This window comes from Pseudomonas sp. FG47 (assembly GCF_057809115.1).
On record NZ_JBMDJI010000002.1, the window covers coordinates 222,112 to 235,600 of the forward strand.

The window sequence follows — 13,489 nt, forward strand, 5'->3', positions numbered from 1 at the left end:
AGTCAGCGGCGGTAGTCGGCTGGCAGGTCGCTGAACTTGGCGCCGCGGTGCTTGCCGAAGCCGATTACGGTTGGGATGCGGGCGTCTTCGGAGATGGCCCAGAGTTCTTCCCAGTCGGCCACCGGGCGGCCCAACTCGGCAGCCAGGACGTCGAGGATCTTGATCAGCAGAAGGCGGCAGTTCTTCACGTCGTCCAGGGCGGCGTGGGCATTGCGCAACAGGCCTGGCGCTTCGCTGCGGTAGTGCAGGTAGATCATCGCCGACTGCGAGTGGGAGTCGGCGTCTGGCCACAATCGACGGCTCAGGGCTGCGGTGCAGATCCGCTTGATCTCTGGCCGACCAATGACACCCCAGTCGTAATCGACGTTGTGTCCGACCAGGTACTCGATCTCGTTAGGCAGCTGGAACTCGCTGTGATCCGGGCAATCTGCCAGTTCCTCATCAAGGATGTGGCTAGTGGCCAGGGCGCCGAGCTCGATCGGCTTGCCCGGCTTATAGCGCTGCAGGAATTCGCCGGCCACTGGCAGCCCTGGGATAGCTGCAAGTTGCAGCCAGGCGGCCTCAACCAAGTGAGGCTCGTTGAAGCCAGTGGTTTCACCGTCGAAAATTAAGGCATTCATGCCGATTGCTCCTGAGGGGAAAGTTGAGCTTTTCGCTTGTCCTTGGCCTTGGTGAAGCTGGTGGCCATGTTCTTGTTTCCTGCGGCCTTGGCGGCAGAGATAGCCTTGTCGAACGCAGGCTTGAGATCTTCCATAGTTCTTGCTTGGGCAATGTCAGCCATCAATCCAGTCCAGTCTGGTTGACCAATTGCTCTGACGTCGTTAGTCGGCTGGCTACCAGTGACAGGCTCAAGCGCGTCGTGCTCAACGATCTCAAGCGCCGTTACGTACAGATATCGGCGCTGGTACGTCTCAACGGCGCCAATGTTCTGCACCTCATGACAGCCTTTCAGATCGGCTCGCCCCATCGGGCTGGTGAATTCGATGAAAGCTCCGTCCTCGACATCGACAACCTTAAGCGTGGCCAGGTCGGCAGTGAACGAGATCACCCCGCACAGCCCTTTTTCACGAAACAGGTCGTTGATAGCGGGCAGAAAATCGCCCAACTCAAAGTAGAAGTACTTGGCGAATTTGTTCTCGCCAGACTTGGTGAGAGTCATGCGCTGCATTTCGCAACGCGCCTCCTGGAGCTTCTTATAGACGCTCATGGCTACCTCAATTCGGTTGGTTGTCCCACTGGCGCTGAATGCGCGCTGCTTCGTCTTCGTACTCTTTGCGCTCGTCGCCCTGGTACAGCTCAGGTGAGAACGAGCCGACCGTCATCCAGTCAAGCTGGACGGCCAGGCGGGGTGTTGTGCTCATGGTTGCCTCAGGAGGTGATGCGGTCGGCGTAGGCGCTGGCAAGCATCCAGGCGGTGCAGAGAGAAAGGGTTATCAGGCTGCCGCGCCATAAGGCGAACCGGCGTGCGCGCTGGTAGGCGGTCATGGCGCTGCACCGATTTCACTCATCGGAGTGATGCCAGGAATCATGTTTGCCCTGCGGATCAGAACATTCGCACGCTCGCGCGGCATTCCGTCGCGATCATCGCGGCCATTCATCCAGCCGTGTTTGTATGCTGCGGTGGCGCGCTCCATCGACAGGCCGCTACTACCGCGCATGTATCCCTGAACCATGTCCCAGTCGGCGTCGGTGTAGATATCGGGCTTTCGATAACCGTTCATGCAATCCTCCCGAGCGCCTCAAGCAGCTGCTGGCTGTTGCGATCAATGATCCTGATCAGGCGCTCCTTGTAGTTTCGCTGCTGATCCATGCCGATGGCGTCAGTTAGCCCGGCCAAGTCGATCGCCATTTCCAGTTCGCCGCGCAGGGTGTCGCTAAACGACGCGCAGATCGCCGTGAACCGTGATTCGATGATGTCGACAACGTCCTGCCTGGTCTTTTTGTTCACTGCGGCCTCCTTGGGCCCATGTAGCCCCGTCGGTTTCCGATCTGATCAACCGCCGCGGCGATCTTCCCGCGCATCTGGTTGCGGTGGTGTTCTTCCTGCTCGCGGATCATCTGTAGCCAGGCGCGGTTGTTGGCCTTGGCCTGCCTTGAGTCGACATCCACCCAGGAGGAGTCGCCCGTGAATCGGCGATCCATTTCGCGGGCCTGGGCGCTATCCGCGTAAAGCTCGTGCTCCCTGCCCATGGTCGCCTCCAGGTGGTGGGTTACTCGGTGGGTGGGGAAGGGAGGGGCTGCCAGTGGGTGACGCCATTGCTCAGGTACATCTTCGTGTAGAGCTGGTTGCCAGCCTCATCCAGCCCGGCGGTGACATCGCCGAAGTAATCTTCGATGTGGACCATGTCCATGCCTCCTGCGGGCCAGGCGTGACGACCGGCGTGCGGTGATGTGCCATCGGCATAGGCCAGGACAGAGTCGTCTTTGATTTCCGGCAGCCTGTCGCTGCACTTGATCCAGCCGCTCATGCCGCCTCCGGCCAATGGCGGTTGATGCTCTCTTTGGCGTAGGGCGAAAGGCGCTCGAAGCTGTTCACGCCGCCACACCCGGGCATGGTTCCTTCCAGCTCAACGCAGGCCTTGATGTCGCAGCGCCGCGAGCAGACCCAGCCACCGTAGTGGCAGCTATGCACTTCGCCTTTCGGGTCGGGGTGATAGGCCAGCCCGCCTTTCCACGAAGGCGAGCCACGCAGCTTGAGGCCGCAGCCCCGACATACAGCCTGGGTTTCGGTGCAGTGGTGCATTTTGGTGATCCTCGGCAACCGCATTGGCCAGGAGCCAGGCGCGGGTGACCAAACCCACCGTGAAAGGTGGCCTGGCGCCTGCCAATGCGGTCGTATGTGAAGGGAAGGGGATGCGAAGCGTGAAAGCCCGAGGATTGCCCGGGCTTTCATCAAGAGTGCTGCTCTCTAAGGCAGTGCCGAGCTGGAAGGCCTCGGCGCGCTGTCCTGTTACATGGCGAGTCCTCCAGTGATCGCACGCTGGAATCGCAGCGGCACTCAAGAAGGGGATGCGGGATGCATCGGGAGCCACACTCCGGGGCAAACCGGGTGCCGGGACGCCTCAGCAAAGGCCGAGACGCTACCCCGCTCACAATTCGCGGCGATCAACTCGCGTTCAGTGTGGCTCCCGATGCAGCCTGCGATGGGGAGCAGGGCATCGGGCCAGTCTTTCCTGGCAGTCAAGGGATGGGTAGTGTTGATGGCCGGCGCTGATCTCCGGCATGACTGGCCCTGCTACTTCACCACTGAAGGCGATTGTGATCTCGCATCGTATCCAGCCGGGGCATGTCTTTCCGCGCAGCCAGCAGCCTGCGCATTCATCAACACCGCAGAACGCCCTGACTGTATCCCCGTTAACTGATGTGGGGCAGGACGCTCTGCGCTGGTGATGAAGTCCCGCATGGGCGGGCACTGATGGGCAGTTAACGTCAGGCTGACGTGGAGTAGACTTCGAAAGCGGCTCGCTCCAGCTCCATGCATTGCTCGTAATGAGCCATCGCGATCGGCATGTGGTAGCTATCCAGAGGCCATTTGCTGACCTTGCAGCCTTGACCTGCCGGGCAGTGAAAGACGAACAGCTCGCCTTCGTTCTTGTCCATCTCCAGGCTCACCTGGGCGCCGCTATCGAAGCGGTCTTGGATAATCGTGGTCATCTTCAATTGCTCCGCTACCAGTTGATTTCCCGTCTGGCCCTGTCTCCAAGGCCAGCCAGTGAAATCGTCATGCCGCGAACAGCTCTTGTTGCTGCGGCGCCGGCATCAGGTAGGCCAGCAGTTGTTCAGTCGGCCATTCGGTTACATCGGTCCAGTCGGAATGCATGACCTTGAACACCGTTGGGTGCAGCCATTGGCCCTGCGTCTTGTCTGGGCTGATGCAGAACTTGAAGCCCTGGTCGCGCAAGTTCATGCCGCCGCCTTGCAGTCAGCAGCGGCCATGCGCTGGCCGTCTTCCAGCTCAACCACGCAAACGCCGTTGGTATAGCCGCGCTCGGCATTGATGCGGTTCGCCTCTCGAATGCAGGCGGCCAAGTCGCTGTCGGCGAACACCTCGCGCTCTCCGGCTAGGGTGATGCGAAGGACTTTGTTCATGCTGTGTTCCTCCAGTGAATTCCCGATACCGCCTCTTCGAAGCGGCATCAGTGAATCGCAGGCATGAAAAAGCCCGCATAGAGCGGGCTATTTATCGAGACTTACAAGCTCAGAGAGCTGCCTCGAAATTTACCATGCGCCGAACCAGATTCCGGTTCCGTGCACGGCAGCGACCGGGAAGAAGAGAGCGCCAGCAATCAGGAATCCCCAGCTTGCGGTCTTAAAGCAGACAATTACATGGGTGAGCCAGGATGCGATCAGCCAGGCAATCAGCGCGATGGTTGGTAAGCCTTTCATAGGGTATTCCTTCTGCAAAAACCGCCAATCATATCATTTGGATCGTATGTTCGCGGATCGGTATAGATCTTGACCAAAACTGTCGATGGTTGATTTCCCTGATACCCCTCGTGAGAAGGGCATCGAGGAAATCTGCCGCGACCCGCTACTGGCGTCAGTTGCGCGGCAATTTCTGATTGTTCCTCCAGCCGCGGGCCTTTCGGCTTGTTCTCCCGCTGGATAACTGGTCTCGGCGCTTTACGCTGCACGCCCGGGGCAGTTGCCACCCCTCTGGACTGTTGAGGCCTGTCCATCGCTGCCTTTGAATCTGGGCCGGTATCGATCCGGCAAGGTGTGTCGCTAAAGAGCGGCGGCCTGTGAGGGCCTGGGCAGTCCCTGGTTGGTGACTGCTTGAGGTAAAATTTAGCCGCAAGCTAAAATGTCGTCAATAGCTCAGAGCTAAATTATTTTCGCCGGGCGACAAACAGCCTGCTGAACCGTTTTGCCAGCGGCTTCGCCTTTACGCTTCGTTTAGCACTGAGCTATGATTCCGATACACCTGTACGGATATACAGTAGCGGAGGTAGGAAATGGCAGCAGTACTCGAAGACACCTCAATGGCCGCGCGCCCCGAACTGACCGGCCTGGAGCGCCTGGGTTTGCGGGTATCGGCGATGATCAACTCGCCGCTCGCGCAGCTGGGGAGGAGAGTGCTGATCCATCGCCTGGACACGGATAGTGATCAGGATTGGGAGGCGATCATGGAGCTGCTGTCAGAGACTGACGGCCTGGACATGACCTTTTGCGATGACGGATCGGTGATCCGGCAGTGGGAAAGGGCGGACGACATCCATGAGATGGTCAGCAGGAGGGATGGCTATGAAGATGGTGAGCCGGTAGAGGCGGAAGCGCCCTTTTGAAAGGAATGAAAAAGCCCGCCGAAGCGGGCTTTGGTCAATTCTTTGATGCTTCGGCCTTTGTCTCTGAGCGAATACGCATTTCGGTCACGGCTTTGGATATTTCCTTCACATCATCGCCGATGGCCTTCACATCCTCTCGAATAAAAGCGCTGAAGCGAGCATTTTCTTCCTTTTGGGCTGATAGGCCCCACTGCAAGGTGCCCATGAAAACCGCCAGAACGGCAATGGCGGTACCAATAGCCCACCATTTCGCATTCTGAAGAGCCTCCACCGTGCGATGGTTTGCTGCCTGGAAATCGCTCACTGACTTGGCGATGTCAGAGACCTTCCGATCAAGGCGCTCCTCGATCAGCTGTAGTTTTGTGTCAATCTCTTCGCGGGTCATGTCGTTCATGCGATCAGTATGGACAGGCTTCCTCTGAATGTCATCCTCAGGTTGAGGCGAGGGTGCGGAAGCAACCTTGAACGACGGGCCAGCTTTAGCGAATCCATCTTTAACGTGATCGCAAGTTGAAAACCTAGTCATTCGAGTCGTCCTCGAGACCGCTTTCTTCGCCCGCTAGATCAAGTTCAAGCTGCTGCGCCACAGCCCAGCGCTTCACAAGCCGAGATAAATGACAACGCATGTATCCGCAATTGTCGCAGAAGATTGCGAATGCGGAAACGCTTGCCGGTCTCGGGCCATCTTGAAGTATCAGCCTAAGCCTAAATGCGTTCAGCGTATCACCCTCTTGAGGAGGGCATATGACAGTCCATTCATCGCAACCACAGGCGGGACATACAGAGTCAGGGGTCTTTTCTCTGAGAAATTCAGCGAAATCCTCAGCTGTCACGGTAAGGTCGTGACGACCCTTCATGTCATTTGCTTCCTTAATAGACATCTCTTAAACCTTTTATTTAGCTTTGCTTCGCAGCCCGTCTAGGCCCTCGCAACTTGGATTTGATGGCAATGATGCGCTAGACGAGGTGAGCATTCCAGACCAGTAGCACGCGAGCCTGGATGTAGGTTTCTTCCCGGCGAATCATTCGGTCCTTGTGCTTGCTGTTGTCCGAGATCATCTCGAAGTTATCCTCGTCCGCGATCTGCAAACGCTTGATGTAGATATGGTCGCCCCAGGAGAACAGGTAGATCCCATCGCCGACGAACTCGCGGATGCTGACGTCGACGATCAGCGGGTCCCGGTGCTTGATCGTGGGCTCCATCGACTGACCCCAGCCGGTGACCAGTTTTAGGTGGAAGTGCTCGGTGAACTCGACACCGAGTTCGCGCAGGTGCCGCGGACTGACGCGCACGTCTTGGAGCATTTCCGGGTAGTCCTGCACCGCCTGGCCGCCACCCATTGCCGCGCGGATGTCGTAGTGCGCGATCCACACCTCATCACCCACCAGGCCAGGGCGGGAGAAGTCGGTGCTGATCACGTTTGTGGCCGCCGGCTCCTCGGCTGCCGCCAACAAGCGCTGCCGTGTCTCCTCCGGAATCCCCTTGCCGCTCTTCGCCAGCATCTGTTTGACCAGGTCGGCGGCCGATTTCCCGCCGGCATCTGAGCCCGGGGCGGTCGTGCGGGACTCATCATCCGAAGGGATCGAGTCGAACCATCCGCGGGGAAGTCCTTCGATGCCCTCGATCCGCCGGGCCACATCGTCGCCCAAGTTCTTCGCGGTCTTGTCCGAAAGGATCTGGCTCAGGTGCGCAGGCGCCATCCCCCAGCGCTCGGCGCAGGAGCCTTTTCTCTGGCTGCCAATCAGCTTGACCAGGTTGTGCTTGCGAATCTCGTAGATATCCATGACGCGAAGAATGCCAGTGTTTAGCTGACTGCTAAATGTGCGCAAAGCTAAATTATCCTTGCTCTGAAATTAGCCATGAGCTAAATTTCGTTCTATGTGTAAGGAGAACCCTCATGAATGATCACCTCCGTGATTGGTTGGGCAGGGCCACGAATGAACGTCGGCAGCAGGTCGCAGCCGACGCGAAGACCACTGTTGGCCACCTCTGGCAGCTCGCAGGTGGTCACCGGAAGGCCTCTACCGAACTCGCCGAACGACTGCAGGACGCCTCGGACGGCGAGATCACCATCGCCGGCCTGCGCCCGGACCTCATCCCATTCGCCAGAAAAGCGCTGAAAGGCGCCGCGTAACCACCTTCAACAGCAAGGAGCAATCCCCGCATGTACGCCAACCCCAAGCACCTGCATGACCGTGAGATCAAGGTCCGGGTCGATGAGGACACCTTCAACCTGATCCAGGCGCTGGCGACGTTTCACCGTACGCAGCGTGCTGTGCTGTGCCGTGAGCTGCTGGAGGCGCAGCTGGCTGCCCTGTCTTCGGAGACTACCGCTGAACAAGAAGTGGCCTGAAGGCCCGGAGGAGGGCCCATGCCTACTGAAAAGGTCGGGCTTGACCAAGGAATGATGGACCAGCTTGAGCGAGAGGCCGAGCGCAGAGGGGTAACTCCTGAAGCGCTTGCCGCCGAGTTGATGCGTCGTGAGTTGGCAGCCAGGACAAAGCCGCGAAATCCTCGAGGCTCGGTGACGCCGTTCCACCGTCGGGCCTGATCAGGGCCTGATAAGCCCGAGGGTGCAATTAAAAGTCCGCGCATGCGCGGGTTTTCTCGGATTCGGTTCCCTTTGGGTTCGCACTTACAAGTAGCGGACCTAACGGGCACAAAAAAGCCGACGTGCAGGTCGGCGATTTCGATGAAGCAATGTGTGAGAGGAATCATGACAAACATCGTCCCACTACGCAATACCGGGGGGTTTACCCGGATGGACAATCAGCTGATGGATGGCCTGATGGCTATCGACCTGTCTGCGCGCGAAATGAAGATCGTGCTGTACGTGGCCAAAGCCACTTTCAACTTCAACGAAGGTGCCCAGCGCATCCCGGCCACGGCGATTGCCAAGGCCACCCATATCCACCCTGACACCGTGTCCAAGGCAATCTCAAGCCTGCTGCGCCGCCGAGTGCTGTTCCGTGACGGCGGCGCCCGGGGCGATATCGGTCTGTGTGACCCGAAAGAGTGGGTATTTGTTGAAGATCCGAAACAGACCAAATCGTCTGACTCGGCTCAAATCGTCCGAATCGGATCTACCTCGAAACAGACCAAAACCGACGACTCCCTTCTCTATTCCAAGAATAAAACCCCCTATGAAAATCTTCCTTCGGAAGATATTTCATTGCCCCCCCAGGCTGAGCCGGCCAAGCCTGATCGCAAGGCTCCGTTCGGCCTGGCCAACCTGCTGGCCGACAACCCCCACCAGGTGCCCGAGCAGCTGCTGACCGACTGGCTTGCCCAGCGCAAGGCGAAGAAGGCCGCCGTGACCGCAACCGTCTGGTCGACCGTGAATGCTGAACTGGCCAAATGCGCTGAAGCCGGGATCTCGGCATCGGACGCCATCACCGAAGCCCTGTCGGCGGGGTGGCAGGGGTTCAAGGCATCCTGGGTGATCAACCGCATTCGCGACAGCCGCCAGCCTGCCGCCCAGTCCCGCCACCACGGCTTCCAGCAGATCGACTACACGCAGGGCATGACCGCCCGCGGGGACGGCTCGTATGACTTCTAGCGCCGTGGACCTCGCCATCAACGACATCGAGCGCCGCCTGGGCGTGATCGCCAAGCAGGAAGGCCAGTGCGAGCAGCATGGTGCGTTCGCCGTTATCATCCGCAAGAACGGCCAGAGTGGGTGCCCGAAGTGCGCACAGGAAGCGCGTGACGCCCAAGAAGTGGCCGACAAGCAGGCCGAGTGGGAGCGCAGCGCCGCCGCCCGCCTGGAGCGCAAGCTGGGCGCAGCACTGATCCCGCGCCGGTTCCAAGGCAAGACCTTCGCCAACTACCGCGCAGAGACAGACACCCAGCAGCGGAACCTGGCCCGGTGCCGCGAGTACGCCGACCAGTTCGCCAAGCACCGCGAAGACGGTCGCTGCATCGTGATGACCGGCACGCCTGGCACCGGCAAGACCCACCTGGCCGCCGCCATCGCCGCCCAGGTCGCGACCACCACCAACATGACCGCCGTGTACCGCACGGTCAGCACCGTGCTGCAGTTCATCAAGGGCAGCTACGGCGACAAGGCCGGCTACACCGAGGCCCAGGCCTTCGCCAGCCTGGTTGAGCCTGACCTGTTGATCCTCGACGAAGTGGGCGCCACCAAGCCCAGCGAGTACGAGCTGGCCACCCTGTTCAACGTAATCAACGGCCGCTACGAAGACCAGCGCCCAACCATCGTGATCTCCAACCTCGACGCCGCGCGCCTGGGCGAAGTACTGGGCGAGCGTTCGGTGGACCGCCTGCGTGAAGGTCGCGGCATTGGTCTGGTGTTCTCCGGCGAATCGCACCGTCTGCGCAAGGAGGCTATGTGATGACTAGCCCGCAGAAGCAAACCGTAGATGCGCTGGTGGCCGATGGTTTCGCAGTTGTCGTTGAAAGCAAGGAAATCGTCCGCGTGGCCCGTGGCGCCGACCGCCGCGTCGTCATGGTCGATGGCAGCCAGAAGCGCGGGTATCACGTTGAGTTTGAGCGCGCCGGGCAGCCGGCCGGGGAGGGGGTGTGAACAGTTCCGCCGAGAAACGTATGCCCGTCTGCAGCCGCTGCCACGACCAGGGCGAGATCTTCACCGGGCGATATGCCGACCAAGGCTACTGGCAGCCGCCCGAGCCGATCATGGAGCCATGCCCTTACTGCGAAGAAGAGCGAATCGAAGCTGCCGAGGAGAAGCACTGATGGACACCAACAAGATGCGCGATGCGTTTTCCGAGTTCGTGCGCCGCAAGCCACGGCACCTGCGGGATGCATACCAGCGGGCGTTTGAGGCGGGCTGGCAGGCCAGCCGCGAGGCCGTGGTGGTGGAGCTGCCAAATCATTTCCGACCGAGCAGGAAAGAGGTCGTATCGTCCATCGAGGCCCAAGGCCTGAAGGTGGCGCCATGACCATCGACAAGCAAAAGCTCCAGCCCCTGCTGTGGTCGGTAGTCGCCTCCTGGCGCGCCGGCAGTGACGCACTAGAGCGCCACACGGATGCCCTGGACGAGTTCCTCGGCGAGACGACGGTGGAGGAGGTCGCGCTGGGCCTTCTGGATGAGATCAGCCAGCTCACCGCCCGGGTGCGCGCCGCGGAGAAACAGTTGCAGGAGGTGGCAAGTGCCTGAGTTCGCCCTTCGCAGCCCCCAGGACTTGAACCGCCTCTACGGCGCCCTGCACGCCATCGACCTGACCAAGCCCAAGGTGGTGGTCATCAAGGACGAGAAGCGCCCCGACGCCTGCAACCGAAAGATGTGGGCCATGCTCCGCGACGTATCCCAGCAGGTGGATTGGTACGGCCGCAAGCTCACCGACGAGGATTGGAAGCACATTTTCAGCGCGGCGGTGCAGAAGCAGGACGCGGTACCGGGTATCGACGGCGGGTTTGTCGTCCTGGGCGTGTCGACCCGCAAGCAGTCGCAGAAGTGGTTCAGCGACTTGTTCGAAGTGATGCACGCATTCGGCGCCGAGCATGGCGTGCGCTGGACTGAGCCAGATCGGTGGGGAGGACAGTACTGATGCGCGTCGTATCCAAGAAATTGCGCGAGAGCGCCCGGGGCCAGGACTGCACTGTCCGTATACCTGGCACCTGCAACTTCAACCCGGAGACCACCGTTCTGGCCCACCTGCCTTGCGGGCAGAAGGGCATGGGCATGAAGGGCTTCGACACCGTGGCGGTATACGCCTGCAGCGCCTGCCATGACGTGCTCGACGGCCGAGGGAAAGGCGAGGTGGACTGGTCCGATGTGCCCCGGGCTATCGCTGAGACTCATGAGGCCCTGATCCGGGCAGGAATTTTGACCGTGAAAGGGGCTGCTTGATGGAACTGACACTACCGTGGCCGCCGGCCGCATGCAGCCCTAACGCCAGGGTGCACTGGGCCAGGAAGAGCAAGGCGGCGAAGACCTATCGCTACGCCTGCTTTCTCCTGGCCAGGCGAGCGGGTATCCAGGCACCAGAGGGCGAAGCACTGCTCATGCTCGAGTTCGTGCCGCCAGATCGCCGCCGGCGCGACGACGACAACCTGCTGGCGATGTTCAAGGCAGGCCGTGACGGCCTGGCAGATGCCCTGGGTATCGACGACAACGTGTTCGCCACCCAGATCAGGGTGAGCAAGGAAACGACCAAGGGCGGCGCTGTGCGCGTCCGAATTCAGCCTCAGGAGGCAGCAGCATGACCTGGACCACCGAACAAATCGTCGGCCTGCTCCTGCTGGCCATGTTCATCAGCTCCACCTGGTGCGTCACCCGCGCCCAGCTCATCGCGAATCGCCGGAAGAAGGAGAACGGCCAATGAAGTACCAAAGCGTTTTGGCAGCAGTGGTTCGCGCCCTGGCGGCGGATACCGTGAGCGGTGTAGGTGGTGGAGACTTCGAGCCGAAGATCCAGGCGTCCAAGCTCAAGGGCGAGATCACCGGGAAGGATGCGGCAATGCTGGTTGACTGCTGGGTGCATGCCCGGCTCCACAGCAAGCTGATCCCGCGGCACTGGAATGCACTGACGGCCAGGTTCTCGACCCACAAGGCCAAGAAGGTGGAGGCGATCGGCAAGCTCGTGCCCTTGATCGCCACTCAGGCGCCGAACCTGTTCCGGTACAAGGCGGTCACCGCCTGGGCTATTCCGCCGGTGAAGGGCGTGCAGGCTCAGTCCGGCCGAGAGGTGGCAAGCAGATCTGCCCGTGATCGCGCTGATTTTGATGCACTTACCGATGCCGTGCGGAAGCAACTGGCCGGCGAGTCGGTGGCGGATGGCGAAGACCGGGCACGCCGCGAGCAGTACGTGAAGCGGTCCACCGACATGATCGTGCTGCCGGCCGAGTTCTACGACATCAACACCTGGGACGGGCAGGGCCTGAATCGGACCACCTACTGGCGCTGGAAGAAGGCTATCGAGAATGTGCTGGACGAGATGGTGGCAGAGGCGTTGGCGGCGTCTAGCATGGTCCTTGAGGAGGAAGGCATTTTGATGGCGGATGCCGCTTGACACCCGTGCAACGATGCAACATTATTTGCTCATCCTGTCACTCCTGCGTGTGTTGATGATTGACGAAAAGAACCCGGCCAATTGAGCCGGGTTTTTCTTTATGGGGTTTCGACAAATGTGACGTCGGTGTAGCCGGAGCTTATGCACTTGGACTTCCAGGTTTCTGGCTCCTGTCCCTGGTCTAGGTCTCGATTTGGGATCTTGAAACGAGTAGCTACCAGTCGCCACTCATCGTCCTGGTAGAAGTTGGCAACCTGTACCACGAAGGTCTTCCGCTCCTCGTTTTTGGTGTAGGTGATTTCAAACGCGCGTAGTTCAGCCATTGCTTTCTCCTTGGCAGGCCATTAACGGCCGATGAATGTAATAAAAAACAGTGCGTTGGTTGACTGTTTCCAGCCTTTTGCTTCGTCTTTAATAGGCCCTCAATAGGCCTCTTAGCCGCAGCGCCCTTACGCCGCCTCGACGGTGACGGACAGTCGCTTGCCCAGGGCTGCAAGGGCGGTCTCAAGCTGCTCCATCTTTGAGGTGTGAAGGAAGTCGACCAGCCTATCGCCCTGGGTTTGAGACACGCCCAGCAACCGGCACAGATCGGCCTTACGCATACCGCGCTCCATCATTTCGTTCCACAGCGCAATCTTCGCCACAGTCACAGCCGGCAGTCGTACGACATGCTGACCAGGCTGTGGAGCTGAGGCATGCGGAATCGCACGACGCTGATCGACGTAGATCGACAGGGCGGTCTCGATGCCGTCCACAGACTCACGCAGCGCATCTGCCAGATCGTCACCTGCACTGTTGAATTCTGGCAGGTCATCGCAGGTTACGGCGACGCCTGGGTTTTCGTCTTCGTGAATAGTCACGGGGTAATCAAACATTTCTAGCCCTCCGCTCGGCGGCTCTCTGAATGTCATCGGTGATGAATACGAGTGAGCTGGGGCTCATTCAAGCCCCAGCTGTTTGATGATTCCTTTGCGGGTTGGCTCTTTCATTTCCTTGGCGCCGTGGTCCGCAAAGACCGTTTGCTTGCCGTTGTAGTAGATCTTGAAGTGGCTTGTTCCTTTGCCGGCTTCGAAAATCACCCCTCGGGCCTTTAACCATCGCCTGAACTCGCTGTACTTCATCACCTCGTCTCTGTTGTCTTGAAGGTCTCAGTATACAACATATTTGTGGTATTACAACAATTTTGTGGTGTTTCTCCTGCCCCAGTTT

General features: G+C 59.7%; 31 protein-coding genes. 14 read left to right on the forward strand and 17 right to left on the reverse strand.

Annotated features, from left to right (window positions below; translation table 11 throughout):
* Positions 1-2: 2 nt before the first annotated feature.
* The 12 genes from ACODS5_RS03825 to ACODS5_RS03880 form a co-directional block, all read right to left on the reverse strand.
* A complete protein-coding gene (locus ACODS5_RS03825; RefSeq protein ID WP_489107945.1) occupies positions 3-620 on the reverse strand; it encodes a 3'-5' exonuclease in 618 nt (205 codons plus the stop codon).
* Complete coding sequence (locus tag ACODS5_RS03830; protein ID WP_489107946.1) at positions 617-1,207, reverse strand: ERF family protein; 591 nt, start codon at positions 1,205-1,207, stop codon at positions 617-619. Before ACODS5_RS03830 ends, ACODS5_RS03825 begins: the two co-directional genes overlap by 4 nt.
* Positions 1,208-1,214: 7 nt before the next feature.
* Entirely contained in the window at positions 1,215-1,361 is a 147-nt protein-coding gene (locus ACODS5_RS03835; protein WP_489107947.1) for a hypothetical protein, read from the reverse strand.
* 120 nt (positions 1,362-1,481) lie between these two features.
* Positions 1,482-1,721, reverse strand: a complete 240-nt coding sequence (locus tag ACODS5_RS03840) for a hypothetical protein (protein ID WP_489107948.1) — start codon at positions 1,719-1,721, stop codon at positions 1,482-1,484.
* Positions 1,718-1,948, reverse strand: a complete 231-nt coding sequence (locus ACODS5_RS03845; protein WP_489107949.1) for a hypothetical protein — start codon at positions 1,946-1,948, stop codon at positions 1,718-1,720. The genes ACODS5_RS03840 and ACODS5_RS03845 overlap by 4 nt, the downstream gene beginning before the upstream one ends.
* Positions 1,945-2,190 carry a hypothetical protein gene (locus ACODS5_RS03850; protein ID WP_489107950.1) on the reverse strand — a complete coding sequence of 82 codons (246 nt, stop codon included), beginning with the start codon at positions 2,188-2,190 and terminating at the stop codon, positions 1,945-1,947. Before ACODS5_RS03850 ends, ACODS5_RS03845 begins: the two co-directional genes overlap by 4 nt.
* A gap of 20 nt (positions 2,191-2,210) precedes the next feature.
* Positions 2,211-2,468, reverse strand: coding sequence for a DUF551 domain-containing protein (locus ACODS5_RS03855; protein ID WP_489107951.1), 258 nt, complete (start codon positions 2,466-2,468; stop codon positions 2,211-2,213).
* Positions 2,465-2,743, reverse strand: a complete 279-nt coding sequence (locus tag ACODS5_RS03860) for a hypothetical protein (RefSeq protein ID WP_489107952.1) — start codon at positions 2,741-2,743, stop codon at positions 2,465-2,467. The genes ACODS5_RS03855 and ACODS5_RS03860 overlap by 4 nt, the downstream gene beginning before the upstream one ends.
* Positions 2,744-3,429: 686 nt before the next feature.
* On the reverse strand, positions 3,430-3,654 hold the full coding sequence (locus ACODS5_RS03865) for a hypothetical protein (RefSeq protein ID WP_489107953.1): 225 nt from the start codon (positions 3,652-3,654) through the stop codon (positions 3,430-3,432).
* Between the two features lie 67 nt (positions 3,655-3,721).
* Positions 3,722-3,907, reverse strand: coding sequence for a hypothetical protein (locus ACODS5_RS03870; RefSeq protein WP_489107954.1), 186 nt, complete (start codon positions 3,905-3,907; stop codon positions 3,722-3,724).
* On the reverse strand, positions 3,904-4,089 hold the full coding sequence (locus ACODS5_RS03875) for a hypothetical protein (protein ID WP_489107955.1): 186 nt from the start codon (positions 4,087-4,089) through the stop codon (positions 3,904-3,906). Before ACODS5_RS03875 ends, ACODS5_RS03870 begins: the two co-directional genes overlap by 4 nt.
* Before the next feature lie 129 nt (positions 4,090-4,218).
* A complete protein-coding gene (locus ACODS5_RS03880) occupies positions 4,219-4,386 on the reverse strand; it encodes a hypothetical protein (RefSeq protein WP_489107956.1) in 168 nt (55 codons plus the stop codon).
* A gap of 569 nt (positions 4,387-4,955) precedes the next feature.
* Between ACODS5_RS03880 and ACODS5_RS03885 the strand changes: the two genes are divergently transcribed.
* On the forward strand, positions 4,956-5,285 hold the full coding sequence (locus ACODS5_RS03885) for a DUF1654 domain-containing protein (protein WP_489107957.1): 330 nt from the start codon (positions 4,956-4,958) through the stop codon (positions 5,283-5,285).
* Positions 5,286-5,319: 34 nt separating this feature from the next.
* On the opposite strand, the gene ACODS5_RS03890 is transcribed toward ACODS5_RS03885, so the two are convergent.
* The gene (locus ACODS5_RS03890) at positions 5,320-5,670 is read right to left on the reverse strand and encodes a hypothetical protein (RefSeq protein WP_489107958.1); all 351 of its coding nucleotides are present in this window, start codon (positions 5,668-5,670) and stop codon (positions 5,320-5,322) included.
* 572 nt (positions 5,671-6,242) lie between these two features.
* Positions 6,243-7,070, reverse strand: a complete 828-nt coding sequence (locus tag ACODS5_RS03895; RefSeq protein WP_489107959.1) for a S24 family peptidase — start codon at positions 7,068-7,070, stop codon at positions 6,243-6,245.
* Positions 7,071-7,183: 113 nt separating this feature from the next.
* Here ACODS5_RS03895 and ACODS5_RS03900 point away from each other — a divergent pair, with 113 nt between their 5' ends.
* From ACODS5_RS03900 to ACODS5_RS03960, 13 genes are all read left to right on the forward strand, one after another.
* Positions 7,184-7,420 (forward strand): helix-turn-helix domain-containing protein, encoded by a 237-nt coding sequence (locus ACODS5_RS03900; RefSeq protein WP_088851912.1) that lies wholly within the window; start codon positions 7,184-7,186, stop codon positions 7,418-7,420.
* Between the two features lie 30 nt (positions 7,421-7,450).
* Positions 7,451-7,639, forward strand: a complete 189-nt coding sequence (locus tag ACODS5_RS03905) for a hypothetical protein (protein ID WP_023628611.1) — start codon at positions 7,451-7,453, stop codon at positions 7,637-7,639.
* 363 nt (positions 7,640-8,002) lie between these two features.
* Positions 8,003-8,845 carry a replication protein gene (locus tag ACODS5_RS03910; protein ID WP_489107960.1) on the forward strand — a complete coding sequence of 281 codons (843 nt, stop codon included), beginning with the start codon at positions 8,003-8,005 and terminating at the stop codon, positions 8,843-8,845.
* Positions 8,835-9,641, forward strand: coding sequence for an ATP-binding protein (locus ACODS5_RS03915; RefSeq protein ID WP_489107961.1), 807 nt, complete (start codon positions 8,835-8,837; stop codon positions 9,639-9,641). The genes ACODS5_RS03910 and ACODS5_RS03915 overlap by 11 nt, the downstream gene beginning before the upstream one ends.
* Positions 9,641-9,832 (forward strand): hypothetical protein, encoded by a 192-nt coding sequence (locus tag ACODS5_RS03920; protein WP_489107962.1) that lies wholly within the window; start codon positions 9,641-9,643, stop codon positions 9,830-9,832. Before ACODS5_RS03915 ends, ACODS5_RS03920 begins: the two co-directional genes overlap by 1 nt.
* Before the next feature lie 20 nt (positions 9,833-9,852).
* Positions 9,853-10,002 carry a hypothetical protein gene (locus ACODS5_RS03925; RefSeq protein ID WP_489107963.1) on the forward strand — a complete coding sequence of 50 codons (150 nt, stop codon included), beginning with the start codon at positions 9,853-9,855 and terminating at the stop codon, positions 10,000-10,002.
* The gene (locus ACODS5_RS03930) at positions 10,002-10,208 is read left to right on the forward strand and encodes a phiTE_015 family protein (RefSeq protein WP_489107964.1); all 207 of its coding nucleotides are present in this window, start codon (positions 10,002-10,004) and stop codon (positions 10,206-10,208) included. Before ACODS5_RS03925 ends, ACODS5_RS03930 begins: the two co-directional genes overlap by 1 nt.
* Positions 10,205-10,426 carry a hypothetical protein gene (locus ACODS5_RS03935; RefSeq protein WP_489107965.1) on the forward strand — a complete coding sequence of 74 codons (222 nt, stop codon included), beginning with the start codon at positions 10,205-10,207 and terminating at the stop codon, positions 10,424-10,426. The genes ACODS5_RS03930 and ACODS5_RS03935 overlap by 4 nt, the downstream gene beginning before the upstream one ends.
* Positions 10,419-10,817, forward strand: a complete 399-nt coding sequence (locus ACODS5_RS03940) for a recombination protein NinB (protein WP_489107966.1) — start codon at positions 10,419-10,421, stop codon at positions 10,815-10,817. Before ACODS5_RS03935 ends, ACODS5_RS03940 begins: the two co-directional genes overlap by 8 nt.
* Entirely contained in the window at positions 10,817-11,119 is a 303-nt protein-coding gene (locus ACODS5_RS03945; protein WP_489107967.1) for a nuclease domain-containing protein, read from the forward strand. The genes ACODS5_RS03940 and ACODS5_RS03945 overlap by 1 nt, the downstream gene beginning before the upstream one ends.
* Positions 11,116-11,475 carry a RusA family crossover junction endodeoxyribonuclease gene (locus ACODS5_RS03950; RefSeq protein ID WP_489107968.1) on the forward strand — a complete coding sequence of 120 codons (360 nt, stop codon included), beginning with the start codon at positions 11,116-11,118 and terminating at the stop codon, positions 11,473-11,475. Before ACODS5_RS03945 ends, ACODS5_RS03950 begins: the two co-directional genes overlap by 4 nt.
* Positions 11,472-11,594 carry a hypothetical protein gene (locus ACODS5_RS03955; protein ID WP_489107969.1) on the forward strand — a complete coding sequence of 41 codons (123 nt, stop codon included), beginning with the start codon at positions 11,472-11,474 and terminating at the stop codon, positions 11,592-11,594. The genes ACODS5_RS03950 and ACODS5_RS03955 overlap by 4 nt, the downstream gene beginning before the upstream one ends.
* Positions 11,591-12,280: a hypothetical protein gene (locus ACODS5_RS03960; RefSeq protein ID WP_489107970.1), complete on the forward strand. Its 690-nt coding sequence runs from the start codon at positions 11,591-11,593 to the stop codon at positions 12,278-12,280. Before ACODS5_RS03955 ends, ACODS5_RS03960 begins: the two co-directional genes overlap by 4 nt.
* Before the next feature lie 98 nt (positions 12,281-12,378).
* Here ACODS5_RS03960 and ACODS5_RS03965 read toward each other — a convergent pair whose 3' ends face one another.
* From ACODS5_RS03965 to ACODS5_RS03975, 3 genes are all read right to left on the reverse strand, one after another.
* Complete coding sequence (locus ACODS5_RS03965; RefSeq protein WP_489107971.1) at positions 12,379-12,603, reverse strand: hypothetical protein; 225 nt, start codon at positions 12,601-12,603, stop codon at positions 12,379-12,381.
* 126 nt (positions 12,604-12,729) lie between these two features.
* Entirely contained in the window at positions 12,730-13,155 is a 426-nt protein-coding gene (locus ACODS5_RS03970; protein ID WP_489107972.1) for a type II toxin-antitoxin system HicB family antitoxin, read from the reverse strand.
* Positions 13,156-13,218: 63 nt separating this feature from the next.
* Positions 13,219-13,401 carry a type II toxin-antitoxin system HicA family toxin gene (locus ACODS5_RS03975; protein WP_258685369.1) on the reverse strand — a complete coding sequence of 61 codons (183 nt, stop codon included), beginning with the start codon at positions 13,399-13,401 and terminating at the stop codon, positions 13,219-13,221.
* Positions 13,402-13,489: the final 88 nt, after the last annotated feature.